Below are 24906 nucleotides of genomic sequence, written 5' to 3'. Positions count from 1 at the left end.
AGGCGTCATGCGCAATACAGGTGCCGACATTCTGGTCGTGGACGACGAGGCGGATATCCGCGAACTGGTCTCTGGCCTGCTCGAGGACGAGGGCCACTCGGTCCGCACGGCCGCCAACTCGGACGAGGCCCTGGCCGCGATCCGGGCGCGCAAGCCGTCGCTGGCCGTGCTTGACATCTGGATGCAGGGCGGCGGTCTGGACGGGCTGGAACTGCTGGACGTGGTCAAAGAACTGGACCAGGACCTGCCGGTCGTCATGATCTCGGGGCACGGCAATATCGAAACCGCCGTCAGCGCCCTGAAGCGCGGCGCCTATGACTTTATCGAGAAGCCGTTCAAGTCGGACCGACTGGTGGTCGTGGTCGAGCGCGCGCTGGAATCCGCGTCGCTGAAGCGCGAAAACCGTCGCCTGCGGGCGCAGACCATGGCCCCGACCGGCCTGATCGGGAAGTCGGCGGCGGCGCAACTGCTGCGGGGCACCATCGCCAAGGTCGCCCCGGCCAACAGCCGCGTGCTGATCTCGGGTCCGCCGGGCTCGGGCAAGGAGCTGGTGGCGCGTCAGATCCACGACGCCAGTCCGCGCGCCCGATCCGAGTTCGTCGCCATCTCGGCCGCCGGCATGACCCCGGAACGCCTGGACGTCGAACTGTTCGGCGAGGAAGGCGGCGACGGCCGTCCGCGCAAGATCGGCGTCTTTGAACGCGCTCACAACGGCACTCTCTACCTGGACGACGTCGGCGACATGCCGCGCGAGAGCCAGAGCCGCATCCTGCGCGTCCTGGTCGAGCAGCGATTCCGCCGGGTCGGGGGCGAACAGGATGTTCAGGTCGATGTCCGGGTCGTCACCTCGACCGCCCGCGACCTGAAGGTCGAGATCGCAGAAGGGCGCTTCCGCGAGGATCTGTTCCATCGCCTAAACGTGGTGCCGATCCGCGTGCCGCCTCTTTCCGAGCGTCGCGAGGATATCGCCGAACTGATCGAGTATTTCGTCGATAATCTTTCGTCGTCTCAGGGCTTGCCGCATCGCCGCATCGCCGACGACGCCCTGGCCGTACTGCAGGTCCACCCCTGGCCGGGGAATGTCCGCCAACTGCGCAACAACGTCGAGCGCCTGCTGATCCTGGCGACGGGCGATGCAGACGAGCCGATCACGGCCGACATGCTGCCGCAGGAGGTGGCCTCGTCGGGCGGGGCCTCGTCGCTGGGCGCCGATCGAATCATCGCCCTGCCGTTGCGCGAGGCGCGCGAAGTGTTCGAGCGGGACTATCTGGCGGCGCAGATCATGCGTTTTGGTGGAAATATCTCGCGCACGGCCGCCTTCATCGGCATGGAAAGATCCGCGCTGCACCGCAAACTGAAGTCGCTGGGCGTTTCGCCCGCTCGCGGCGGAGACGACGAAGAGGGAGAGGGGGCCTGATGTCCAGGATCGCCTATGTCAACGGAACCTATCAGGCCCATAGCGGCGCCACGGTTCACATCGAGGATCGCGGCTTCCAGTTCGCCGACGGCGTCTATGAGGTCTGGTCGGTGTTCGACGGCCGGCTGGCCGATTTCGATGGCCACATGAGCCGTCTGGCGCGCAGCCTGACCGAGCTTCGCATCCCGATTCCGATGACCGCCCAGGCGCTGGAGCGCGTGCTCAAGGAAACCATCCGGCGTAACCGGGTGCGCAACGGCATCGTCTATCTGCAGGTCACGCGCGGGACCTCGCCGCGCGACCACGCCTTCCCGCAGGACACGCCGCCCAGCGTCATCGTCACCTCCAAGACCATCGACCTGGCCAAGGGCGATGCCCTGGCCGCCAGGGGCGCCGCGGGCGTGACCATGCCCGACATCCGCTGGGGCCGTTGCGACATCAAGACCGTGGGCCTGCTGCCCAACGTCCTGGCCAAGCAGGCCGCGCGCGAAAAGGGCGCCTATGAATGCCTGATGGTCGATGAGATGGGACTGGTGACGGAAGGTTCGTCCACCAACGCCTGGATTGTCGATGAGAACGGCAAGCTGCGCACGCGCGACACCCAGGCCAATATCCTGCGGGGCATCACCCGCACGGCCATCCTCAAGCTGGCCGAGGCCGAGGGCATTGAGCTGGACGAACGTCCGTTCAGCGTGGACGAGGCCAAGCGCGCGAAGGAAGTCTTCGTCACCGCCGCCAGTTCCTTCGTTATGCCCATCGTGTCTCTGGACGGCGCGAAGATCGCCGACGGCAAGCCTGGTCCGGTCGCGACCCGACTGCGAGAGGTCTATCTTGAACAGGCGCGCCGCGAGGCCATTTAGGGCGTTGCCGCGACGGCGAAGGGGCGTCTAAGGTTGTGTGCGGGCCGTCGAGTCCGCACCGGCTGCCTTGGCCGGCGAAAAAGAACCAAGAACAGGACAAACCTGCCATGTCGCAAGACAAACGCCAGAACCTTCAGGACACCTTCCTCAACAGCGTCCGCAAGACCAAGACTCCGCTGACCATCTTCCTGGTCAATGGCGTCAAGTTGCAGGGCATCGTGACCTGGTTCGACAACTTCTGTGTGCTGCTGCGTCGCGATGGCCAGTCGCAGCTCGTCTATAAGCACGCCATCTCGACCATCATGCCGTCCGCGCCCGTGCAGCTGTACGAGCCGGACGCCGAAGAAGACTGATTGACCTCCAAACACATCGACCACACCGTTCCGCTGATCCGGGCGGTTGTCATCCACCCCGACCGCCGCTCGGACAGCCCAAGGCTGGCCTCAGAGCGTCTTGAGGAAGCCGCGGGCCTGGCCCGCGCGCTGGACCTCGACGTGCGCGCCGAAGAGATCGTGCGTCTGCGCTCCACCACGCCCGCGACCCTGTTCGGTTCGGGCAAGGTCGAGGAACTGGCCGCCCTGGTTCGCGCCGCCGACGCCGAGGCCGTGGTCATCGACGACGACCTGTCGCCGGTGCAGCAGCGCAATCTGGAAAAGGCGTGGGAGGTGAAGGTCATCGACCGCACCGGCCTGATCTTGGAAATCTTTGGTCGCCGTGCGCGCACCAAGGAGGGGCGGTTGCAGGTCGAACTGGCCCGGCTGGACTATGAACGCTCGCGTCTGGTCCGCACATGGACCCACCTGGAGCGCCAGCGCGGCGGCACCGGCTCAACCGGCGGCCCCGGCGAAACCCAGATCGAACTGGACCGACGCCTGATCGCCGACCGCATCGTGCGCCTGAAGGCCGAACTGGAAGAGGTGCGCCGCACGCGCGGTCTGCACCGCAAGGCCCGCAAGAAGGTGCCTTTCCCCTCGGTGGCCCTGGTTGGCTACACCAATGCGGGCAAGTCGACCCTGTTCAACCGTCTGACGGGGTCCGAGGTCTTCGCCAAGGACCTGCTGTTCGCTACCCTGGACACGACCCAGCGCACCATTCGTCTGCCGCAGGGCCGTCCGGCCATCATCGCCGACACCGTGGGCTTCATCTCTGACCTGCCGCATGAACTGGTCGAGAGCTTCCGCGCCACGCTGGAAGAGGTGGGCGAGGCCGACCTGATCCTGCACGTCCGCGACATCGCCTCGCCCGACAGCGACGCCCAGGCCAAGGACGTCGAGGCGGTGCTGGAGCAGATCCCGACGCCGGAGGGCCCCAATGGCGAAAAGAAGCCGCGTCGCATCCTCGAAGTCTGGAACAAGATCGACCTGCTGGACCCCGACGTGCGTGAAGCGGTTACGGGCCAGGCTGAACGTCTGGCGCGCGAGGGCAAGGCTGTCGCGGTTTCGGCCTGGACGGGCGAGGGGATCGAGGCCTTGCGCGAAGCCATCGCCGGCCTGATCGACGACGATCCCGAGACGCGCCTGACGCTGCAACCGGACCAGGGCGAAGCTCTGGCCTGGCTGTACGAGAACGGCCGCGTGACCTTCCGGGACACGGACGCTGACGGTCGGACGCATATGGTGGTGCGACTGCATCCCTCGGCATTGGGACGACTGGAGCGCCTCTACCCGGACATCATCAACTAGTTCCATGCACCTGATCGAGACCATCCTCTTCCTGCTCCTGGCCGTCGTGGTCTCGGGCTGGGTGGCGCGGATGACCCGGATCGCCCTGCCTCTGGTGCAGATCGGTCTAGGGGCGGGCGTGGTCCTGATCACAGGGCAATCGGTCGATCTGAAGCCGGACATCTTCTTCCTGCTTTTCCTGCCGCCCCTGCTGTTCGTGGACGGCTGGCGCATTCCCAACGAGGCCTTGTTCCGAGATCGGGTCGTGATTCTGGAGCTGGCGCTGGGGCTGGTGGTCTTCACCGTTCTGGGGGTGGGCTTCCTGATCCACTGGATGATCCCGGCCATGCCGCTGGCGGTGGCGTTCGCTCTGGCAGCCATCCTGTCGCCGACCGATCCCATCGCAGTGTCGGCGGTGGCGGCCCGCGCGCCGATCCCCAAGCGCCTGATGCACATCCTCGAGGGCGAATCGCTGCTCAACGATGCGACCGGCCTGACCTGTATGCGGATCGCCGTGGTCGCGGCGACGACCGGGGCGTTTTCCCTGACCAACGCCGTCGGCACCTTCGCCTGGCTGGCCGTGTCAGGGATCGCGGTCGGGGTCGTCGTGACCCTGGCCATCGGCCTGCTCAAGGGCTGGATCAGCCGCCGTTGGGGCGAGGATGTCGGCGGGCAGATCCTGATCAGCCTCCTGATCCCCTTTGCGGCCTATCTGGCCGCCGAAGCCGTGCATGGATCGGGCATTCTGGCGGCGGTGGCCGCAGGTGTGACCATGAGCTTCACCGAGCGTAGCGGCATGGCCCAGGCGGCCACCCGCATTCGCCGGGCCGTGGTCTGGGACACGGTGCAGTTCGTCGCCAACGGCCTGATCTTCGTCATCCTCGGCGAGCAGATGCCGTCAATCATGGCCCGCGCCGCCGAGGTCATCCAGACGACCCAGCACAAGGAGGTCTGGTGGCTGGCGGTCTATGTCTTCGCCATCGTGGCGGCGCTGGCGACGCTGCGCTTCGTCTGGGTGTGGACCTCGCTGAAGCTGACCCTGTACCGCAGGCGGGGGCGTAGCGCGCCGCCTCGGGTGGGATTGCGCCTCGTCGCCGTCATGTCTCTGGCGGGCGTGCGCGGGGCCATCACCCTGGCTGGCATCCTGACTCTGCCTTTCGTTCTGAGCGACGGCACGCCCATGCCGGCGCGCAACCTGGCCATCTTCCTGGCGGCGGGGGTCATCATTGTCTCCCTGGTGCTGGCCACCATCGCCTTGCCGCGTCTACTGAAGAACGTCGAACTGCCGCCCGAGCCGTCACACCTCGAGGAAGAAGATCGGTCGAGGGTTGCTGCGGCCACGGCGGCCATGCGCGCCATCGAGGACCGACAGCACTTCATGGCGGAAGGCAAGTCGGACCCTGATCTCTATGCCGAGACCGCCGCCCGTCTGATGGAGGTCTATCGTCGCCGAATCGAGAGCCGCAGCCACAGCGAGGGCGATGATCTGGCCCGCGCCCAGCGCGGCGACGAGATCGAGCGCCAGCTGCGGCTGGCCGGGCTGGCCGCCGAACGCGACGAACTTGTCCGTCTGGGGCGACAGAGACTAGTGGATGAAGAAACCGCGCGCCGCCTGATCCGCGAGATCGATCTGCAGGAACTGCGCTACGTGTGATCCTGCCCCGTCATCCCGGCCGCAGCCGCAGGCGGAGAGCCGGGACCGCTCAAGATACGGCCGTTTGCGTTTTTAGCGGTCCCGGATAGCGGCTACGCCGCTTCCGGGATGACAGCACGGCAGGTGAATCAGCTCTTCTCCGCCGCCTTGGCGGCGTCCCACAGGGCGTCCATCTCGGCCAGGTTCGACTGTTCCGGGGTGCGGCCGTCCTTGGCCAGTTCGGCTTCGATAAAGCCGAAGCGGCGGATGAATTTGGCGTTGGCGGCGCGCAGGGCGTCTTCGGGTTCCACCTCCAGCTTGCGGGCCAGATTGGCGACGACGAACAGCAGGTCGCCCAGTTCCTCGCGCGCCTTGTCCTTGTCGCCGGCGGCGATCTCGACACGCAGTTCCTCGACCTCTTCGGCCAGCTTGTCGAAGACCTCGTCGGTCGAGGGCCAGTCGAAGCCGACGCGGCCCGCGCGCTTGGTCAGTTTGGCGGCGCGGGTCAGGGCGGGCAGGCCGACCGGAACATCGTCCAGCACGCCGTGCTGCGCCTTGGCCTGACGCTCGGCGGCCTTGATGTCCTCCCAGCGGGCTTTCTGGGCCGAGCCGCTGGGCTTGGCGGCTTCCTCGCCAAAGACGTGAGGATGACGGCGGACCAGCTTGTCCGCCATGGCGTCGGCCACGTCGTCAAAGGCGAAATGCCCAGCCTCCTCGGCCATGCGGGCGTGGAAGACGACCTGAAACAGCAGGTCGCCCAGTTCGACCTTCAACTCCTCCATGTCGGCGCGCTCGATGGCGTCCGCGACCTCGTAGGCCTCCTCGATCGTGTAGGGGGCGATGGTCGCGAAGGTCTGCTCGACGTCCCAGGGGCAACCGCCGTTCGGATCGCGCAGGCGAACCATGATCTCTTTCAGGCGGTCGACGGAGTGGGTCATTCAGGCGGTCCCGGCGTCGCGGGCAGCCAAGGCCTCGCGGATTTCATCGTGGCGCTTGGGCGTCAGAGGATAGCCCTTCAGCACCCAGGCGGTCGCGGCCAATAGCAGGCCCGGGACGGCGATGAACAGGATTTGCAGCGCCAGCAGCGAAAACTCGCTGTTGCCCTCAGGTCCCGGCAGGGCCTTGAACCCCACCCATTGCAGGATCAGGTAAGGGATCAGCGCCACGACGTGGCCGATCTTGGTCGTGGCCGACAGGATGGAGAACATCAGGCCGGTGCGGTCCACGCCTGTCTCCAGGCGAACCTCGTCGCCCGCGTCCGCCATCATGGCTCGCAGCAGGAACAGGCCCGCTGCATAGGGTAGACCGGCGATGAACATGACCACGGCGGTCAGGGCGAAGTTGCCGCCGGGGACCAGGGTGGCGGCGATATAGAGGCCGGCGAAGATCAGGCTGGCGACGGCCAGGGCCTTGTCCTTGCCGATCCTGGTCGCCAGCCAGGCCCAGATCGGCGCCCCGACCAGCCCCGCCACGAAATAGAACAGCATGAACAGCGAGGCCTGGGTGTGGTCGTAGCCCTTGATCTGGCCGAAGAAGAAGAACAGCAGCGAGCCGGTGATGCCCGGCGCAATGCCCAGAAGCAGGTCGGCGATCAGCAGCTTGCGCACCGTCTTCATGCCGAACAGGGCCAGATAGGCCTTGGGGCCACCGTGTGGCGGGGCGCCGACGTTCATCGGTTCGGGCACGGCCACCATGGCCAGGCCGATGGTGACGGGCAGGGCGATCAGGATGGCCCAGCCCATGATCCGCACACCGTCGGCGTAGTCGCCGATGCCGGTCTTCACCACCAGGGTCGGCAGGATCAGGATCAGGATGACGCCGATGATGTTGAACACCTGCCACCAGCCATAGACGCGACTACGCTGGTCGTATTGCGGCGCCAGAACCGCCGCCCAGCCCAGCTGGCCCAGGGTGCCGATGGAGAAGCCGAGGTAGAGGACCAGCAACCAGGCGAACAGATAGGCGGGTCCGGCGCCCGGCTGGACCAGGACGAACATCATCAGCGCCGACAGCATCAGAATGGGCGTCGAGACGATCATCCACGGACGATAGCGGCCGAACCGCGTCTTGGTCTTGTCCATGCCCCAGCCGATGAAGGGGTCGAAGACGATGTCGATCAGCCGCACGGCCATGAAGACGGCGGCCACCACGCCCAGCTCCAGCCCGACGTGCGTGGCGTAGAACTCCGGCAGGGTGACGGGCAGGGCCACGCCGAAAGCCGCCAGCGGCAGGCATGGCCCGGAAAAGGCGGCCAGAACAGCATTGGAACGGCGAGGTGCGTCAGCGGCGGCAACAGATGACATCAGGCGTCCGAACATGGTCGGCCTGAGTCGGCCGCAGCTTCACCATGCCGGTTTTCTGCGAACAGGCGAAGACGCCCTTGCGGTTCCCGGCAAGCTGAGGCCTGCTGGCGCCATGTCAGTGCGATTTGCGATCCTTGCTGCAGTGGTTCTTGCAGCGCTCGGCGGCGCCGGAGTGGCGAAGGCCGATGCCCAGATTTGCGACCGGCCCACCAACGCCTGGGACAATGCGGCCCAGGCCAACGGCATTTCGCTCTATACCCTGGAATGGTCGCCGTTCGGATCGGCGGAGTGGGGATGGGAGACCTATACGCCCCTGATTCAGCGGGAGATCGGGTCGCCGTGTGATCCGGCGTCGCCCGCCTTCGCCGAGGCCCTGGCCGGGTTTCAGGCGCGCTATGGGCTGATGGCGACGGGCCGGTTCGACCAACCGACCTTTCAGGTGTTTCGGGGTCTGTGGCAGGAACGGCGCCCCTTCGTCATGGCGCGGGTAAGGGGGGAGTGCCCCGAGCCGCCGCCCATCAGCCTGCTGGCCTATCTGTCGCCGCAGGAAGAGCATGCCGAGCGGATGACGCGTCTGCTGCGCCGCGACGTGCTGGACGCCTATCGTCGCATGGCCGCCGCCGCCCGCGCCGAGGTTCCCGCCATCGCCGCCGATCCCGAACTGATGCAGATCTTCTCGGGCTTCCGTGACCCAGAGGCCGACGCCGCACGATGCGCCGCACAAGGGAACTGCGACGGCCTGCGCCGCGCCGTCTGTTCGCCGCACCGGACCGGAACCGCCATTGATATCCACGTCGGCCATGTCGAGGGCATGGGGGTGGATTCGACCGATCCTTTGAGCCGCCGCCACATGGCGGAAGGCCCGGCCTACCGCTGGCTGGTGGCCAATGCTTCCCGTTTCGGCTTCACCCCCTATGTGTTCGAACCCTGGCATTGGGAATGGATTGGCGATGATACGGCCGCTGGCGGACGGTGAGGCGGCGCTGGCGCGCGAGGTGTTCGGCGCAGCGCTGAGGCTGGACGACATACGCTTCCTGGCCTCGCCCTGGCCGTTCGACCGGGCCTTTGTGCCGGGGCGCTGGTTCGGTCGCGACTGGATCGTCTGGCCGAAAAAGACGCTGGAGCCGGATCTGTCGCGCACGGCGCTGCGTACCCAGGCCGTCTTCGTTCATGAACTGGTCCATGTCTGGCAGGCGCAGAACGGTCTGAACCTGCTGATGAGCAAGCTTCGGGCGGGCGACGGCCCCGCCGCCTACGCCTATCCGCTGGACGACCTGTGCGCCTGGAGCGGTCTGAACATCGAACAGCAGGCCATGGTGGTCGAGCATCGCTTCATCCTGTCGCACGGGGGGCGCGCGCCCGCGACGCAGGCCTTCTACGACCGGGTCTGCCCCTTGGCGCATCGCATGGAAATTTGACCGCCGGGGCTTGCGGCGTCGCAACATCTCGCTAAATCAGACACTGATGCAGTTGCTTTTGTATCAGTCAGATTTAGCGGAGCGTTTGATGCCCAAGATTCTCGTCCTCTATCACTCGACCTATGGCCACATCGAGCAGATGGCCGAAGCTGTCGCCGAGGGCGCGCGCAGCGTCGAAGGCGCTGTCGTGGACATCAAGCGCGTGCCGGAAACCGTGCCTGCCGAGCTGGCCAAGGCGTCAGGCTACAAGATGGATCAGGTCGCGCCGATCGCCGAGGTGAACCAACTGGCCGACTACGACGCCATCATCCTGGGCGCCGGAACCCGCTTCGGCACCGCCGCGTCGCAGATGCGCGCCTTCCTCGACCAGACCGGCGGTCTGTGGGGGCAGGGCAAGTTGATCGGCAAGGTCGGCAGCGCGTTCAGCGCCTCGGCGACCCAGCACGGCGGTCAGGAAACCACCTTCGCCGGCCTGCACAACTACTTCATGCACCAGGGCATGGTGGTGGTCGGTCTGCCGTATTCCTTCGCCGGTCAGATGAACATGGACGAGATCACCGGCGGCACCCCCTATGGCGCCACCACCCTGACCAAGGGCGACGGCTCGCGCATGCCCAGCCCGAACGAACTGGACGGAGCCCGCTTCCAGGGTCAGCATGTGGCGGAAATCGCCAAGAAGCTGCACGGTTAGGATCATGCGCCAGCCCGCCGTCTTTTTTGGCCACGGTTCTCCGATGAACGCTCTGGGCGGACCCTATGCCGACGCCTGGCGCGCGCTGGGAGAGCAGATCGGCAAGCCCAGGGGCGTGGTCATGATCTCGGCCCACTGGGAGACGCGCGGGCTGGCGGTGACGGCGCAGGAGCAGCCGGAAACCATTCATGATTTCGGGGGCTTCCCGCCTGAACTTCACGCCATGCAGTATCCCGCGCCCGGGTCGCCCTCGCTGGCGGCTCGGGTGGCGGAACTGACCGGCGCGCAAGCGACGACTCAATGGGGGTTGGATCATGGCACATGGTCGGTTCTGGCCCATGTCTGGCCCGAGGCCGATGTGCCCATCGTCCAGCTGTCGCTGGATCGGACGCTGGATGCGCGCGGTCATTATGAGCTGGCGAAGGCGCTGCGGCCTCTGCGGGACGAAGGCGTCCTCATCGCCGGGTCGGGCGACTTCGTGCACAATCTGCGAACGTGGAAGCGTGCGGGCGGCGAGCCCTATGCCTGGGCCGTAGATTTCAACGAGGCGGTGAAGCGGGCCTTTGTCGCCGGGAACCACGACGCTCTTATCGACTGGGTGAACCTGGCCGAGGAGGCCCAGCTCAGCGTGCCGACCGACGAGCACTATCTGCCGCTGCTCTACGTCGCGGCCCAGCAGGCGCCGGGCGAGGCGGTCAGCTTCTTTACCGACGCCATCGAGGGCGGTTCGATCTCGATGACCGGCGCCCGGATCGGCTGATCCAGGCGCCGATCTGATCGGTCAGCGGCGACGACCGCCGCGCATCATGCTGTCCAGGGCGATCGGACCGGGGCCCGCGAAGAACAGATACAGGAAGACAAAGCAGTAGAGCGCCGCCAGCTCGCCCCCATTGTTGATCGGATATGGGCTCTGCGGCGCGTGCACCATCCAGTAGGCCACGGCGGTGAAGCCGGACAGGATGAAGGCGGTCGGGCGGCTGAACAGACCCAGCACGATCAGGACGCCGCCGACCAGTTCGATCGGGCCGGACCAACCGGCCAGCGTGGACAGGCTGGAGACGTCAAAGCCGCCGCCCTGGCCGCCGGGCGGGAAGCCCAGGATCTTCTGCGCGCCATGCTGCAGGATCAGCAGACCGGCCACGATCCGCAGAATGCTCTGGAAACGCGGGGCCCAGCTCGAAAGCGACGCTGCACTCGCCATTCTTTTTTCCTCCCGATCACGCCTGTCCGTCAGGTCCAGGGACTGGACCGACGCAGCGCGCAAAGGCGGAGGTTAGGCGAAGCTGTGCGCTCTGCAAGCCGTCCTGATCAGACGGCTTTCAGGGCGTCCTCGACCAGCTTCTGGATGGCGACATAGTCGGTCTTGCCAGTGCCCAGGACCGGAATGACGGCGATCTTGATGATCTTTTTCGGCACCGCCAGTTCGGGTGCGCCGTTGTCGCGCGCCCACTCCGACAGCTCGGCCGAGGCCGCACCTTCGTGGTCTGTGACCAGGATCAGACGTTCGCCCCTCTTGCTGTCCGGCACCGAGACCGCCGCGTGGCGGTTGTCGGGCCAGACGGCGCCGGCCATGTCCTCGACCGCCAGCAAGGACACCATCTCGCCGCCGAGCTTGGCGAAGCGCTTCACCCGTCCGAGGATGGTGATGTAGCCCTCGTCGTCGATGTCGACGATGTCGCCGGTGTCATGCCAGCCGCCCGCCAGCGGCTCTATGCCCTTGGGATCGTTCGGCGAGATATAGCCGGCCATGACATTGGGCCCGCGCAGGAACAGCTGGCCGCCGCCCTCGATGCCCGGAACCGTGTCCAGGCGATATTCCATGCCGGGCATGATCTGGCCGACCGTGCCGGGGCGGTTGCGGTCGGGGTGGTTCACGGCGACGACGGGCGCCGCCTCGGTCGCGCCATAGCCTTCCAGCAGTTCCACGCCGCCGAACTTGGTGTTGAACATCTGACGCGTCTCGTCGCGGACCTTTTCGGCGCCGGCGACGACGAATTGCAGGGTGGTGAAATCGTCCGGCTCGGCCACACGCGCGTACTGGTTCAGGAAGGTGTCGGTCGCGAACAGGATCGAGGCCTTCACCTGGGGCAGCAGGTCGGTGATCTGCTTGGCGTGCAGGGGCGAGGGGTATTCGAACGCCTTCATCCCTTGCAGCAGCGGCAGCAGAACCCCGCCCGTCAGGCCCAGGGAGTGGAAGGTCGGCAGCGGGTTGAACATCACCCATTCGGGCTTCAGTTCGATATGGGCAGCGACCTGGCGGGCGTTGGCGACCAGATTGCGCTGGCTCAACACCACGCCCTTGGGCGCGCCGAAGCTGCCGGAGGTGAACAGGACCACGCCCGGCGAATCGGGATCGGTCTTCACGCGGAAGCGGCGCGGGGCCATGCCGGCGCTGAGACCGTACAGCTTGTCAGCCAGGCCGATGGTCTTGCGCACGTCGTCCAGCCAGATGATCTCGGCGACTTCGCCCAGGGCCGTCATCAGGTCGTCCAGCTTGGCCTGGGTGACGAACCGCTTGGCCGACAGGATCTTGGTGACGCCCGCCGTCTTCAGCGCCGCCTTCAGATTGGCTTCGCCCGAGGTGAAGTTCAGCATGACCGGCACCCGCCCAAAGGCGTGCAGGCCGAAGAAGGTCACGACCACGCCCGCGCTGGACGGCAGCAGAACGCCGACGCGCTCGCCCGGCTGGGTCATGGCGGCGATCTTGCGCCCCAGCACGAAGGCGGCGCGGATCAGGCCGGTATAGGTCAGGGGATGACGATCCTGGTCTTCCAGGATCTCCTTGTCGCCATAGCGGGCGCGCGCATCGATCAGCGCGTCGAACAGGGATTCGTCATAGACCTTGGGGTCCAGGGCAGCCCGCAAGCACGTCCTCCTTCGGAGAGCTCTGAGACGGCTCTCTCGGTTACAAGAGGCCGGAACCTAGTGACGTAAGGTCGCCTTGAAAAGATGCGTAACGTCGCGTGAACGTCGCATCTCCATCACTGAAACCGTCTGTGGCTTGCCATCGGCGGTCGGAAAGCCGACATACCGCCCTTCTGCACAGGAGCCCGACCGCCGGCTATGGTCACGCTGATCGACACCCTGACGAAGAAGCCTTCAGAGCTGCGTCACCCGGAAAAACAGAACCGCCCGGAATCGGCGGTGCTGAAGAAGCCTGACTGGCTGCGCGTCAAGGCGCCCGGCTCGGGCCAATATAATGCGACCCGGGAGATTGTTCGCTCCAAGGGTCTGGTGACGGTCTGCGAAGAGGCGGCCTGTCCCAACATCGGCGAGTGCTGGAGCCAGAAGCACGCCACCCTGATGATCATGGGCGACACCTGCACGCGGGCCTGTGCCTTCTGCAACGTCAAGACCGGCTTGCCGCAGGCCCTGGACCCGGAAGAGCCGGCCAAGGTCGGCCTGGCCGTGCAGCAGATGGGTCTGAACCACGTGGTCATCACCTCGGTGGACCGTGACGACGTGGCCGACGGCGGCGCCGCCCACTTCGCCGAGGTGGTGCGCCAGATCCGCATTCAGGCGCCCAACACCACCATCGAGATTCTGACGCCCGACTTCCTGCGCAAGGACGGCGCGGCCGAGGTGATGATCGACGCCACGCCCGACGTCTTCAATCACAACCTCGAGACTGTTCCGCGCCTCTATCTGAAGATCCGCCCCGGCGCCCGCTACTTCCACTCCTTGCGCCTGTTGCAGATGGTCAAGGAGCGCGACCCGAACCAGTTCACCAAGTCCGGCATCATGGTCGGCCTGGGCGAGACCAAGGAAGAGGTCATGCAGGTGATGGACGACATGCGTTCCGCCGGCGTCGACTTCATCACCATCGGCCAGTACCTCCAGCCGACGCGCAAGCACGCCGCCATCGACCGCTTCGTCACGCCGGAAGAGTTCAAGGCCTATGAGGCCATCGCTCGCGCCAAGGGCTTCCTGATGGTGTCGTCGTCGCCGTTGACGCGGTCGTCGCACCACGCCGGGGACGACTTCGCCCGCCTGAAGGCTGCGCGTCAGGCCCAGGCAGGCCGTTCGGCCCGCTAAGCCCTGAATGGCGGTCCATCGCGTTACGCGCATTCTTCCCTATGCGCCCGAGCAACTGGCGAGCCTGGTCGCGGACGTAGAGTCCTATCCGGCCTTCGTGCCGTGGATCACATCCATGCGCGTGTGGAACAAGCGCGAGGAGGCGCCGGGCGTCCGCCTGCTTGACGCCGAGGCGGGCGTGGGCTTCGCCTTCCTGAGCGAGCGGTTCTCGACCTGGGTCCGGCATGACATCCACGCGCCCAAGGTCGAGGTCGGTCTGATCCGCGGCCCGTTCAAGCATCTGAAGAACCGCTGGGAGTTTCACCCCCATCCCGAAGGGACGCGGCTGGAGTTCTTCATCGACTTCGCCTTCAAATCGCGGATGCTGGACATGATGCTGCACGCCAACTTTGATCGTGCGGTCGACAAGCTGATCCACTGTTTCGAAACGCGGGCGAAGGCCCTTTACGGCAAGAGGTAGGCCCATGACTGCGCCTTTCGACTTCGATGCGACGGTCGTGGGGGCGGGGGCTGTGGGGCTGGCCTGCGGGCGGGCGCTGGCGAAACGCGGTCTGTCGGTTCTGGTGCTGGAGAAGGAACCCCACATCGGCCAGGGGGTGTCCTCGCGCAATTCCGAGGTCATCCACGGCGGGCTTTACTATCCGACCGGCTCGCTGAAGGCGAAGTTCTGCGTCGAGGGGCGTCGCGGCCTCTATGACTTTCTGAGCAGCCACAAGATTGACCACTGGAAGTGCGGCAAGCTGGTCGTGGCGACCGAGGAGGCCGAGGTCGAGCGCATCGAGGCCATCTTTCAGCAGGCCACGACCAACGGCGTCGAGGGGCTGGAACATCTGACCGGCGCCCAGGCGCGGGCGCTGGAACCGGAACTGAACGCCCACGCCGCCGTCCTGTCGCCCGAAAGCGGCCTGTTCGACAGCCACGGCTATATGCTGGCCCTGCAAGGCGAGATCGAGGACGCGGGCGGATCGGTCGTGGTCTCCACGCCGTTCGAGCGCGCCGAACCTCTGTCCGACGGCGGTTTCAGGATCACGGCGGGCGGCCCAGATTCGGGGGAAGGCGGGGCGGTACTGACGACCCGCCTGCTGGTCACGGCTCCCGGCCTGTCGGCACAGACCGTCGCCGCCGCCATCGACGGCTATCCCGCCGCCGACATTCCGGCGCGCCATCTGGGCAAGGGCGTCTATTTCCGCCTGACAGGCCCGGCGCCGTTCAACCGACTGATCTACCCGCCGCCCATTCCGGGGGCGCTGGGCACCCACTACCGCAAGGATCTGGGCGGGCAGGGGGTGTTTGGCCCCGACCTGGCCTATGTCGAGACCGAGGACTATTCCGTCGATCCGGCCAAGGCCGAGGGGTTCGCGGGCTATATCCGCCGCTTCTGGCCGGGCGTGACGGTCGAGCGGCTGACGCCCGACTACGCCGGCATCCGGCCCAAGCTGCACGGGCCGGGGGAGCCGCAGCCGGACTTCCAACTGCATGGGCACGAGCATCACGGCATCGACGGCCTGATGGCCCTGTTCGGCATCGAGAGCCCGGGCCTGACCAGTTCCCTGGCCATCGGCGAAGCCGTGGCGGAGGCGCTGACCAGGACCTGAGCGAATCACCTGGGCCAGCGAAGGGCGAGACGCGTTGCGGTCTTGGCCACCTGAACTGGTCCGCATGACCCATAATCGGTGCGGAAACGGCCGTATTCGCTACGGAAATCGGGCCCACGCCTTCAAGCGGCGCTCATCCGTCGGGCGCTCTTGAAATCGGCGACATCTTCATGCATAAGCCCGCCCTCGCGTGGCGGCTCTTATCGGGGGGCCGCCACTGTATGTTTTCGCGTCTTCACGGCGCACCGACTTAGAGATTGAGACGGACATGGCCGTTCCGAAACGCAAAGTATCCCCCTCGCGTCGCAACATGCGTCGCGCACACGACGCCCTCGGCGCCAACTCCTATGTCGAAGACAAGGACACGGGCGAGCTGAAGCGTCCGCACCACATCGACCTGAAGACCGGCACCTATCGCGGCCGTCAGGTCATCACGCCGAAGGAAGACTAGTCTTCATTACGGCCTCGGCTTCGGCCGGACGATAGATTTAACGGCGCGCGATGATATCGCGCGCCGTTTTCGTGCGTTGTGTGCGGTGAAGCTAAACCTCTGGAGCGCTCCGCATGATCCGTAACGCCGTCCTCTGTTCCGTCGCCCTGCTGGCCCTGGCCGCCTGCAACGCCCCCGAAACCGCCAAGACGCCCGAAGCGAAGGCCCCGGAAGCCGCCACGCCCGTAGCCCCCGCCGACGCGGCCTCGGCCAACGTCCTGACGCCGCTAGGCTATGGCCCGATGAAGATCGGCATGACCCAGGCCGAGGCGGACGCTGCGGTCGGACCGCCGCCCGCCAATGCGGCCGAAGCCGAACCTTCCGAGTGTCGCTACTACCATCCGCCCCGCGCCCCCGAGGGCCTGCTGGTCATGGTGGAGAACGGGGTCCTGACGCGGCTGACCGCCACCAGGGACTCGACCATCAAGACCGAGGACGGCGTCGGCGTCGGCGATGACGGCGAGCAGTTGAAGGCCCGCTACGCTGCCGCCACCGTGACGCCGCACAAGTATCAGGGCGCGCCGTCGGCCTATGTGACCCTCTGGCCGGGCAAGCCTCAGCTGCAGGGCGCCTATGTCACCGACCCGACCGCGCGCGGTCTGGTGTTCGAGATCGGTGACGACGGCAAGGTCGCCTTCATCCATGCGGGCGGACCCAGCATTCAGAACGTTGAAGGCTGCAGCTGACGCCGAAATCAGGGAAGGCGCGGCGCCCGGTGGCGATTCGGCGGCGGCTGGTCTAAACCGGCCGTCGCACCTTCTTCTCCTGACAGAGCGCCTTCCTCATGACTGACATCGCCGACATCGTCGCCCGCCAGATTCTCGACAGCCGAGGCAATCCGACGGTTGAAGTGGATGTGACCCTGGAAGACGGCAGCTTTGGCCGCGCCGCCGTGCCCTCGGGCGCCTCGACCGGCGCGCACGAAGCCGTCGAACTGCGCGATGGCGACATGGACATGTGGGGCGGCAAGGGCGTCCAGAAGGCGGTCGACGCCGTCAACGGCGAGATCTTCGACGCCCTGTCCGGTATGGACGCCGAGGACCAGCGCCGTCTGGACGAAGCCCTGATCGAACTGGACGGCACCGACAACAAGGCGCGCCTCGGCGCCAACGCCATCCTCGGCGTGTCGCTGGCTGCGGCCAAGGCCAGCGCCATCAGCGCCAACCTGCCGCTGCACCGCTACATCGGCGGCGTCTCGGCCCGCGTCCTGCCGACCCCGATGATGAACATCATCAACGGCGGCGCCCACGCCGATAATCCGATCGACATCCAGGAGTTCATGATCCTGCCGACCGGCGCCGACAGCTTCTCGGACGCCCTACGCATGGGCGCTGAAATTTTCCACGCCCTGAAGAAGGCGCTGAAAGACGCCGGTCACAACACCAACGTCGGCGACGAGGGCGGCTTCGCCCCGAACCTGGCCTCGGCCGAAGAAGCCCTGGCCTTCATCACCAAGGCCGGTCAGGCCGCCGGCTATCTGGCGGGCGAGGACTTCCACCTGGGGCTCGACGTCGCCTCGACCGAGTTCTTCAAGAACGGCAAGTACAACCTGACGGGCGAGGGCAAGGCCTTCGACGCCGACGGCATGGTCGGTTATCTGGCCGATCTGGTCGAGCGCTTCCCGATCGTCTCCATCGAGGACGGCTGCGCCGAGGACGACTTTGACGGTTGGAAGCTGCTGACGGACCGTCTGGGCGACCGCGTTCAGCTGGTCGGCGATGACTTGTTCGTGACCAACCCGCGTCGTCTGGCCGCCGGTATCGGCGAAGGCCTGGCCAACTCCATCCTGATCAAGGTCAACCAGATCGGCACCCTGTCCGAGACCCTGGACGCCGTCGATATGGCGCACCGCGCCGGCTACACCTCGGTGATGAGCCACCGTTCAGGCGAAACCGAGGACTCGACCATCGCCGACCTGGCGGTCGCCACCAACTGCGGTCAGATCAAGACCGGCTCGCTGGCTCGTTCGGACCGGACGGCCAAGTACAACCAGTTGCTGCGCATTGAAGAGATGCTGGGCGACCAGGCCGCCTATTTCGGCGACGGCATGCTGCTGAAATAAACCGCCTCACAAAGATGTGCGCAGCGCCGTCTCCGAACCTCGGAGGCGGCGTTCGCAATTACGGCCAAGCTACGGTTCGTTAGGCATTTTCGGTCAGGATCGGGAAACTGTGTTCACGCTCAGAAGGAGCGTCCGTCGTGCCCGAGCAGATGAAGCCCTACCTTCCGTCCGCCTTCCTGCTGTTCCTGATCCTTTACCTGGGGGTCCAGGCCCTGACGGGGCAGCGCGGCCTGTTGAGCGGCGGCGAGCGGGACGCGCTTCTCGCCAAACGCGAGGCTCAACTGGCCCACCTGACGGAGCAACGCCGCGATCTGGAAGTGCGCGTGCGCTACCTGCGGACCGAGAGCCTGTCCAAGGATCTGCTGGAAGAGCGGGCGAGGGCGGTGCTCGGCTTTGCCGATCCGCGCGACTACGTGGTTCGCCTGAGCGCCCCGGTCGCGCACAATCCTGACGCGATCCAGACCTCCTGAACTATTGTTACAGCCAGGCCGGCGCGCTTTGCGTTTCGGGAACGAAGGCTGCTAAAGCCCCTTTCCGTAACGATAAGAGTCCCTGAAACTGGGGGCGCAGCCGGGAGATGCCGGATGGCGAAAGCCGCCGCTCATAAATCCTCGTCCAGCGCGGACGACACCAAGATTCCGAACACGCCCCAGGCTTCGAAAGAAGACCTGCTGCGCTTCTACCGCGAGATGGTCCTCATCCGCCGCTTCGAGGAGCGCGCGGGCCAGCTTTACGGCATGGGCCTGATCGGCGGCTTCTGCCACCTCTACATCGGCCAGGAGGCCGTGGCGGTGGGCGTTCAGGAGAGCGTCAAGCAGGGCCACGACAAGATCATCACCGGCTACCGCGACCACGGCCACATGCTGGCCGCGGGCATGGACCCCAACGCTGTCATGGCCGAGCTGACCGGCCGTATCGGCGGCTCGTCCAAGGGCAAGGGCGGTTCGATGCACATGTTCGACACCGCGACCGGCTTCTACGGCGGTCACGGCATCGTCGGCGCCCAGGTGGCGCTGGGCACCGGCCTGGCCTTCGCGGGCAAGTACCGTGGTGACGACAGCGTCTCGTTCGTCTATTTCGGCGACGGCGCCTCGAACCAGGGTCAGGTGTACGAGAGCTTCAACATGGCCCAGCTGTGGAAGCTGCCGGCCATCTACATCATCGAGAACAACCAGTACGCCATGGGCACGAGCATTGAACGCTCGTCGTCCACGACCGAGCTCTACATGCGCGGCGCCAGCTTCGGCATTCCGGGCGAGCAGGTCGACGGCATGGACGTTTTGGCCGTCCGTGACGCCACCGCCCGCGCCGTGGCCCGCGCCCGCGCCGGTGAAGGTCCCTATATCCTTGAGGTGAAGACCTACCGCTATCGCGGCCACTCCATGTCGGACCCGGCCAAGTACCGCACCAAGGAAGAGGTCGACGAGGTCAAGAAGACCCGCGACCCCATCGACCATCTGAAAATGCTGCTCGCCGCCGCCAAGGCGACCGAGGAAGAACTGAAGGCCATCGACAACGAGGTGAAAGCCATCGTCGCCGAAGCCGTGCAGTTCGCACACGAAAGCCCTGAGCCGGACCCGTCCGAGCTCTATACTGACGTCTACGTGGAGGCCTGAACCGTGACCGACATTCTGATGCCGGCGCTGTCCCCCACGATGGAAGAGGGCACGCTGACCAAGTGGCACATCAAGGCGGGCGACACCGTGTCGGCCGGCCAGGTGATCGCCGAGATCGAAACCGACAAGGCGACGATGGAAGTCGAAGCCGTCGATGAAGGCGAAGTGCTGGAAATCCTGGTGCCGGAAGGCTCCGAGAACGTGAAGGTCAACACGCCCATCGCGCGTCTGGCCGGTGAAGACAGCGCCCCTGCGCCCGCGTCCAAGACCGAAGCGCTTAAGGCTGAAACCGCCAAGGCCGAGGCGGCTCCCGCCGCCGCCGCCGCTCCGGCTGCGCCCAAGGTCGAACTGCGCGACCCGGAAATCCCGGCTGACGCCAAGCTGGTCAAGACGACCGTGCGCGACGCCCTGCGCGACGCCATGGCCGAGGAAATGCGCCGTGATGACCGCGTCTTCCTGATCGGCGAGGAAGTCGCCCAGTACCAGGGCGCCTACAAGGTCAGCCGCGACCTGCTGCAGGAGTTCGGCGAGCGTCGCGTCATCGACACCCCGATCACCGAGCACGGCTTCGCCGGTCTTGGCGTCGGCGCCGCCATGGCGGGCCTGAAGCCCATCGTCGAGTTCATGACGTTCAACTTCGCCATGCAGGCGATCGACCACATCATCAACTCGGCGGCCAAGACCCTCTATATGTCGGGCGGTCAGATCCGCGCCGACATCGTCTTCCGTGGTCCCAACGGCGCGGCCAGCCGCGTCGGCGCCCAGCACAGCCAGGACTATTCGGCCTGGTACGCCCAGATTCCGGGCCTGAAGGTCATCGCGCCCTACGACGCCGCTGACGCCAAGGGCCTGCTGAAAGCCGCCATCCGCGACCCGAACCCGGTCGTCTTCCTCGAACACGAAATGCTCTACGGCACCGAGTTCGACGTGCCGGAAGGCGATGACTACGTCCTGCCGATCGGCAAGGCCAAGATCCGCCGCGAAGGCAAGGACGTCACCATCACGGCTCACGCTCGCATGGTCGGCTTCGCCCTCCAGGCCGCTGAGAAGCTGGCCGAGGAAGGCATCGAGGCCGAGGTCATCGACCTGCGCACCCTACGTCCGCTCGACCACGAGACCATCGTCGAAAGCGTCAAGAAAACCAGCCGCCTGGTCTCGGCCGAAGAAGGCTGGGGCCCGATGGGCGTCGGCGCCGAGGTCGTGGCCCGCGTGATCGAACACGCCTTCGACTATCTGGACGCCCCGCCGCTGCGCGTGCACCAGGAAGACGTGCCGCTGCCCTACGCCGCCAACCTGGAAGTCCTGTCGCTTCCGGGCGTGGACAAGATCATCGCGGCTGTGAAGCAGGTGATGGCATGACCGACATCCTGATGCCCGCCCTGTCGCCCACGATGGAAGAGGGCGTCCTGGCCAAGTGGCACGTCAAGGTCGGGGACATCGTCTCCGCCGGCGACGTCATCGCCGAGATCGAGACCGACAAGGCCACGATGGAAGTCGAGGCCGTCGATGAAGGCGAAGTCACCGACATCCTGGTCGCCGAAGGCACGGAAGGCGTGAAGGTCAACACCCCGATCGCTCGTCTGAAGGACGAGGGCGGCGCTGCCGCTCCCGCGCCTACGGCCAAGACGGAAGAAGCCCCCAAGGCCGAAGCCGCACCGGCCAAGGCTGAGGCGCCCAAGGCTGCAGCGCCTGCCACTCCGGCCTCGGCTGCGCCGAAGTCGGACAGCGGCGAGCGCATCTTCTCGTCGCCCCTGGCGCGTCGCATCGCCGCCCAGAACGGCGTCGATCTGAAGTCGATCAAGGGCACCGGGCCGCACGGCCGCATCGTCAGGCGCGACGTTGAAGCGGCTCCGAAGGGGGCTGTTCAACCCGCAGCCTCGACGGCGCCCGCCGCTGCGATCTCGGGCATCGCCCCGCGTCAGGCCCCGTCGCTGGCCCAGATGGGCATCCCGGACGGCAGCTACGACCTGATCCCGCTGGACGGGATGAAGAAGGCCGTGGCGCGTCGCATGGTCGACAGCATCCAGAACGTCCCGCACTTCCCGCTCTTCATCGATGTCGAGATCGACCAGCTAATGGCCGTCCGCGCGAAAGTGAACAAGATGCTGGAGCCGCAGGGCATCAAGGTTTCGGTCAACGACTTCGTCATCAAGGCCGCCGCCCTGGCGCTGAAGATGGTGCCGGAGGCGAACGCCTCCTACACGCCGGAAGGCATCGCCATGCACCACAACGCCGATGTCTCGATGGCGGTGGCGATTGACGGCGGCCTGATCACCCCGATCATCAAGAAGGCCGAGACCAAGGGCCTGGCGCAGATCGCGACCGAGTCCAAGGACCTGGCCAAGCGCGCCCGCGAACGCAAGCTGAAGCCGGAAGAGTTCCAGGGCGGCACCTTCTCGGTGTCCAACCTGGGCATGTTCGGCATCAAGCAGTTCACCTCGATCATCAATGAGCCGCAGGGCTGCATCATGAGCGTGGGCGCCGGTGAGCAACGTCCGGTCGTCAAGGACGGGCAACTGGCCGTGGCCACCGTCATGACCGTGACCCTGACCTGCGATCACCGCGTGGTCGACGGCGCGACGGGCGCTCGCTTCCTGCAAGCGTTCAAACCGCTGATCGAAGACCCCGTGGCGATGCTGGCCTAGTGGAGCGGAAGTCATGACCTCGGTCTATGACTTCTCCGCCCGCGCCATCGACGGCACGGACGTAGCCCTGGACCGCTATCGCGGTCAGGCGCTGCTGATCGTCAATACGGCGTCCAAGTGCGGCTTCACCGGTCAATATGACGGGCTGGAGAAGCTGCATCGGGACTTCGCCGACGCGCCGTTCGAGGTGCTGGGCTTTCCCTGCAACCAGTTCGGCCAGCAGGAGCCGGGCAGGGCGGCGGAAATCGCCGCCTTCTGCGCCACCAGCTTCGACGTGACCTTTCCCCTGTTCGACAAGGTGGAGGTCAACGGGCCGAACCGGCACCCGCTCTATGCCTGGCTGACCCAGCAGAAGCGCGGCTTCCTCGGCTCCCAGGCCATCAAGTGGAACTTCACCAAGTTCCTGACCGACCGCGAAGGCCGCGTCGTCGCGCGCTATTCGCCCCAGACTGAACCCGCGGCCATCAAGGCCGACATCGAGAAGTTGATCTGACCATGGCTGCTGAATTCGATCTCGTCGTCATCGGTTCGGGCCCCGGCGGTTACGTCGCGGCGATCCGCGCCAGCCAACTGGGCCTGAAGGTCGCCATCGTCGAGCGCGAGAGCCTGGGCGGCATCTGCCTGAACTGGGGCTGTATCCCCACCAAGGCCCTGCTGAAGTCGGGGGAGAAGTTCGAGAGCCTGTCGCACCTCAAAGAATACGGCCTGTCCGCTTCGGGCGCGTCCTTCGACTTCGACGCCATCATCCAGCGCTCGCGCGGGGTCGCGGCGACGATGAACAAGGGCGTCGCCTATCTGATGAAGAAGAACAAGATCGAGGTGATCGAAGGGTCTGCCACGCTCGAAAAGGGCGCCGCTGCGCCCAAGGTCGTCGTCGCTTTGAAGGCCGGCGGCACGCGCGCCATCGAAGCCAAGACCGTCATGCTGGCCGTCGGTGCCCGCGCCCGCGCCCTGCCGCAGATCGGGCTGGAAGCGGACGGCGACAAGATCTGGGCTTACCGCGACGCCCTGGCTCCCAAGAAGTTGCCCAAGACCTTCGTCGTCATCGGCTCGGGTGCCATCGGCATCGAGTTCGCCAGCTTCTATCGCGCCCTCGGCGCCGAGGTGACGGTCGTCGAAGCCGTCGACCGCATCATGCCGGTCGAGGACGAAGAGGTCTCCAAGGCCGCGCAGAAGTCGTTCGAGAAGCGCGGGATCAAGTTCAAGATCGGCGCCAAGGTCACGAAGGTATCCAAGGCTTCCAAGGGCGTGAAGGTCGCTGTTGAAGTGAACGGCAAGGCCGAGACGCTGGAAGCCGAGGTCTGCATCTCGGCCGTCGGCATCACCGCCAACACCGACGGCATCGGCCTGGAGGCGCTGGGCGTCGAACTGGACCGCGGCCACATCAAGACCGACAGCCACTGCCAGACCAACGTCAAGGGCCTCTACGCCATCGGCGACTGCGCCGGCGCGCCCTGGCTGGCGCACAAGGCGTCGCACGAAGGCATCCACGCCGCCGAGCATATCGCCACCTACAAGACGCCGAACGTCCATTCGCCCATCGCCGGCTGCACCTACGCCCAGCCGCAGGTCGCCTCGGTCGGCATCACCGAGCAGGGCGCACGCGCCGAAAAGCGCGAGGTCAAGATCGGCCGCTTCCCGTTCCGCGTGAACGGCAAGGCCGTGGCGGCGGGCGAGGTCGACGGCTTCGTCAAGGTCATCTTCGACGCCCAGACCGGCGCCCTGATAGGCGCTCACATGATCGGCCACGAAGTGACCGAGATGATCCAGGGCTACGTCACCGCCATCACCATGGAAGCGACGGAAGAAGACATCCACGGCATCGTCTATCCGCACCCGACCATGTCTGAAGCCATGCATGAGGCGGCTCTGGACGCCTACGGACGCGTGATCCACATATAATTTAGGCTGAAGTCGTCCGCCTGGAGAGCGCGACCTTTTTCATCATGTAGAATTGGTCGCGTTCTTCTCGAAGTATGTTGAGTGCTATCAGGTCCCAGCCAAACCCATTCCGGTCTTTGTGACCAAGTTCTCTTCGCATCTGTTCGTATAGGCGCGCCCAGCGATCGAACATCGTCACTAGATCGTCGTCCTCAGAGACATTTTCTATCTCTGCAAGTGCATCTAGAAGCCCTTGATCGCCCCAAATTATCGCTTTGAATTTGATGTCGAGCATTGTTTTCGCCATCTCATTCTCATCAATTGCAAGACCACCAATTTCGGGCTTGCCGGCGATTTGAAGGCGTTTCAACTGATCGAGAAGGCCTTCATATATTTTTGCTTTTTCTGGGAAATGGCGCGCCATCGCTTCGGACTTTTTTGTTTTACTGTAAGTCCATAGAGCAAGGGCAAGGCCTCCAAGGGCCGTGACGCACTGAACGATGAGTTCGGAATTTATGCCTGACACCACAATGTCGGCCATCCACTGACGTGCCTCTGAGTTTTCATCCAGCGGCGACCAGAGTCCTTGGGTTAGTTAC

Annotated in this window: 26 protein-coding genes; 21 read left to right on the top strand and 5 right to left on the bottom strand. The window is 65.7% G+C overall.

Annotation, left to right across the window (positions count from 1 at the left end; translation table 11 throughout):
* Positions 1-7: 7 nt before the first annotated feature.
* From ntrX to DXK21_RS04740, 5 genes are all read left to right on the top strand, one after another.
* Positions 8-1417, top strand: a complete 1410-nt coding sequence (ntrX, locus tag DXK21_RS04760; protein WP_114816634.1) for a nitrogen assimilation response regulator NtrX — start codon at positions 8-10, stop codon at positions 1415-1417.
* A complete protein-coding gene (locus DXK21_RS04755; protein WP_114816633.1) occupies positions 1417-2277 on the top strand; it encodes a D-amino-acid transaminase in 861 nt (286 codons plus the stop codon). The genes ntrX and DXK21_RS04755 overlap by 1 nt, the downstream gene beginning before the upstream one ends.
* A 107-nt stretch (positions 2278-2384) precedes the next feature.
* Positions 2385-2630 (top strand): RNA chaperone Hfq, encoded by a 246-nt coding sequence (gene hfq / locus DXK21_RS04750; protein ID WP_003164861.1) that lies wholly within the window; start codon positions 2385-2387, stop codon positions 2628-2630.
* Positions 2631-3959 carry a GTPase HflX gene (gene hflX / locus DXK21_RS04745; protein ID WP_114816632.1) on the top strand — a complete coding sequence of 443 codons (1329 nt, stop codon included), beginning with the start codon at positions 2631-2633 and terminating at the stop codon, positions 3957-3959.
* 4 nt (positions 3960-3963) lie between these two features.
* Complete coding sequence (locus DXK21_RS04740) at positions 3964-5592, top strand: Na+/H+ antiporter (RefSeq protein ID WP_114816631.1); 1629 nt, start codon at positions 3964-3966, stop codon at positions 5590-5592.
* Between the two features lie 128 nt (positions 5593-5720).
* Here the strand turns inward: DXK21_RS04740 and mazG are convergent, their stop codons facing one another.
* The gene (gene mazG / locus DXK21_RS04735) at positions 5721-6509 is read right to left on the bottom strand and encodes a nucleoside triphosphate pyrophosphohydrolase (protein ID WP_114816630.1); all 789 of its coding nucleotides are present in this window, start codon (positions 6507-6509) and stop codon (positions 5721-5723) included.
* Positions 6510-7874: an MFS transporter gene (locus DXK21_RS04730; protein ID WP_211305968.1), complete on the bottom strand. Its 1365-nt coding sequence runs from the start codon at positions 7872-7874 to the stop codon at positions 6510-6512.
* Positions 7875-8046: 172 nt separating this feature from the next.
* Between DXK21_RS04730 and DXK21_RS04725 the strand changes: the two genes are divergently transcribed.
* The 4 genes from DXK21_RS04725 (at position 8047) to ygiD (ending at position 10743) form a co-directional block, all read left to right on the top strand.
* Positions 8047-8850 (top strand): D-alanyl-D-alanine carboxypeptidase family protein, encoded by an 804-nt coding sequence (locus DXK21_RS04725; protein WP_245945106.1) that lies wholly within the window; start codon positions 8047-8049, stop codon positions 8848-8850.
* Positions 8825-9292, top strand: a complete 468-nt coding sequence (locus DXK21_RS04720; RefSeq protein ID WP_114816628.1) for a hypothetical protein — start codon at positions 8825-8827, stop codon at positions 9290-9292. The genes DXK21_RS04725 and DXK21_RS04720 overlap by 26 nt, the downstream gene beginning before the upstream one ends.
* Before the next feature lie 88 nt (positions 9293-9380).
* Positions 9381-9983 (top strand): NAD(P)H:quinone oxidoreductase, encoded by a 603-nt coding sequence (wrbA, locus tag DXK21_RS04715; RefSeq protein ID WP_114816627.1) that lies wholly within the window; start codon positions 9381-9383, stop codon positions 9981-9983.
* Between the two features lie 4 nt (positions 9984-9987).
* Positions 9988-10743 carry a 4,5-DOPA-extradiol-dioxygenase gene (ygiD, locus tag DXK21_RS04710; RefSeq protein WP_114816626.1) on the top strand — a complete coding sequence of 252 codons (756 nt, stop codon included), beginning with the start codon at positions 9988-9990 and terminating at the stop codon, positions 10741-10743.
* A 21-nt stretch (positions 10744-10764) separates the two neighbouring features.
* Here ygiD and DXK21_RS04705 read toward each other — a convergent pair whose 3' ends face one another.
* Both DXK21_RS04705 and DXK21_RS04700 read right to left on the bottom strand, forming a co-directional pair.
* Entirely contained in the window at positions 10765-11184 is a 420-nt protein-coding gene (locus DXK21_RS04705) for a DoxX family protein (RefSeq protein WP_114816625.1), read from the bottom strand.
* A 107-nt stretch (positions 11185-11291) separates the two neighbouring features.
* Positions 11292-12848 (bottom strand): AMP-binding protein, encoded by a 1557-nt coding sequence (locus DXK21_RS04700; protein ID WP_114816624.1) that lies wholly within the window; start codon positions 12846-12848, stop codon positions 11292-11294.
* Positions 12849-13046: 198 nt separating this feature from the next.
* Between DXK21_RS04700 and lipA the strand changes: the two genes are divergently transcribed.
* From lipA to lpdA, 12 genes are all read left to right on the top strand, one after another.
* Positions 13047-14018, top strand: coding sequence for a lipoyl synthase (gene lipA, locus DXK21_RS04695; protein ID WP_114816623.1), 972 nt, complete (start codon positions 13047-13049; stop codon positions 14016-14018).
* Positions 14019-14025: 7 nt separating this feature from the next.
* Positions 14026-14478 (top strand): type II toxin-antitoxin system RatA family toxin, encoded by a 453-nt coding sequence (locus tag DXK21_RS04690; RefSeq protein WP_114816622.1) that lies wholly within the window; start codon positions 14026-14028, stop codon positions 14476-14478.
* Positions 14479-14482: 4 nt separating this feature from the next.
* Complete coding sequence (locus DXK21_RS04685) at positions 14483-15613, top strand: NAD(P)/FAD-dependent oxidoreductase (RefSeq protein ID WP_114816621.1); 1131 nt, start codon at positions 14483-14485, stop codon at positions 15611-15613.
* A gap of 268 nt (positions 15614-15881) precedes the next feature.
* Positions 15882-16064: a 50S ribosomal protein L32 gene (rpmF, locus tag DXK21_RS04680; protein WP_114816620.1), complete on the top strand. Its 183-nt coding sequence runs from the start codon at positions 15882-15884 to the stop codon at positions 16062-16064.
* 113 nt (positions 16065-16177) lie between these two features.
* A complete protein-coding gene (locus tag DXK21_RS04675) occupies positions 16178-16789 on the top strand; it encodes a hypothetical protein (protein ID WP_114816619.1) in 612 nt (203 codons plus the stop codon).
* A gap of 98 nt (positions 16790-16887) precedes the next feature.
* The gene (gene eno / locus DXK21_RS04670; protein WP_114816618.1) at positions 16888-18165 is read left to right on the top strand and encodes a phosphopyruvate hydratase; all 1278 of its coding nucleotides are present in this window, start codon (positions 16888-16890) and stop codon (positions 18163-18165) included.
* Positions 18166-18314: 149 nt separating this feature from the next.
* Positions 18315-18635 carry an FtsB family cell division protein gene (locus tag DXK21_RS04665; protein ID WP_114816617.1) on the top strand — a complete coding sequence of 107 codons (321 nt, stop codon included), beginning with the start codon at positions 18315-18317 and terminating at the stop codon, positions 18633-18635.
* 114 nt (positions 18636-18749) lie between these two features.
* Positions 18750-19781, top strand: a complete 1032-nt coding sequence (gene pdhA / locus DXK21_RS04660) for a pyruvate dehydrogenase (acetyl-transferring) E1 component subunit alpha (RefSeq protein ID WP_114816616.1) — start codon at positions 18750-18752, stop codon at positions 19779-19781.
* A gap of 3 nt (positions 19782-19784) precedes the next feature.
* Positions 19785-21140, top strand: coding sequence for a pyruvate dehydrogenase complex E1 component subunit beta (locus DXK21_RS04655; protein ID WP_114816615.1), 1356 nt, complete (start codon positions 19785-19787; stop codon positions 21138-21140).
* A complete protein-coding gene (locus tag DXK21_RS04650) occupies positions 21137-22426 on the top strand; it encodes a pyruvate dehydrogenase complex dihydrolipoamide acetyltransferase (protein WP_114816614.1) in 1290 nt (429 codons plus the stop codon). Before DXK21_RS04655 ends, DXK21_RS04650 begins: the two co-directional genes overlap by 4 nt.
* A gap of 13 nt (positions 22427-22439) precedes the next feature.
* Positions 22440-22919: a glutathione peroxidase gene (locus DXK21_RS04645; RefSeq protein WP_114816613.1), complete on the top strand. Its 480-nt coding sequence runs from the start codon at positions 22440-22442 to the stop codon at positions 22917-22919.
* Positions 22920-22921: 2 nt separating this feature from the next.
* The gene (lpdA, locus tag DXK21_RS04640; RefSeq protein ID WP_114816612.1) at positions 22922-24328 is read left to right on the top strand and encodes a dihydrolipoyl dehydrogenase; all 1407 of its coding nucleotides are present in this window, start codon (positions 22922-22924) and stop codon (positions 24326-24328) included.
* A 1-nt stretch (position 24329) separates the two neighbouring features.
* Here lpdA and DXK21_RS04635 read toward each other — a convergent pair whose 3' ends face one another.
* Positions 24330-24848 carry a hypothetical protein gene (locus DXK21_RS04635; protein ID WP_114816611.1) on the bottom strand — a complete coding sequence of 173 codons (519 nt, stop codon included), beginning with the start codon at positions 24846-24848 and terminating at the stop codon, positions 24330-24332.
* Between the last annotated feature and the right edge of the window lie 58 nt (positions 24849-24906).

Source organism: Brevundimonas bullata, assembly GCF_003350205.1.
In the GTDB taxonomy this organism is placed as follows: Bacteria; Pseudomonadota; Alphaproteobacteria; order Caulobacterales; family Caulobacteraceae; genus Brevundimonas; species Brevundimonas bullata.
The sequence above is the reverse complement of the archived record's forward strand: the minus strand, read 5'-3'. Positions and strand labels throughout refer to the sequence as shown.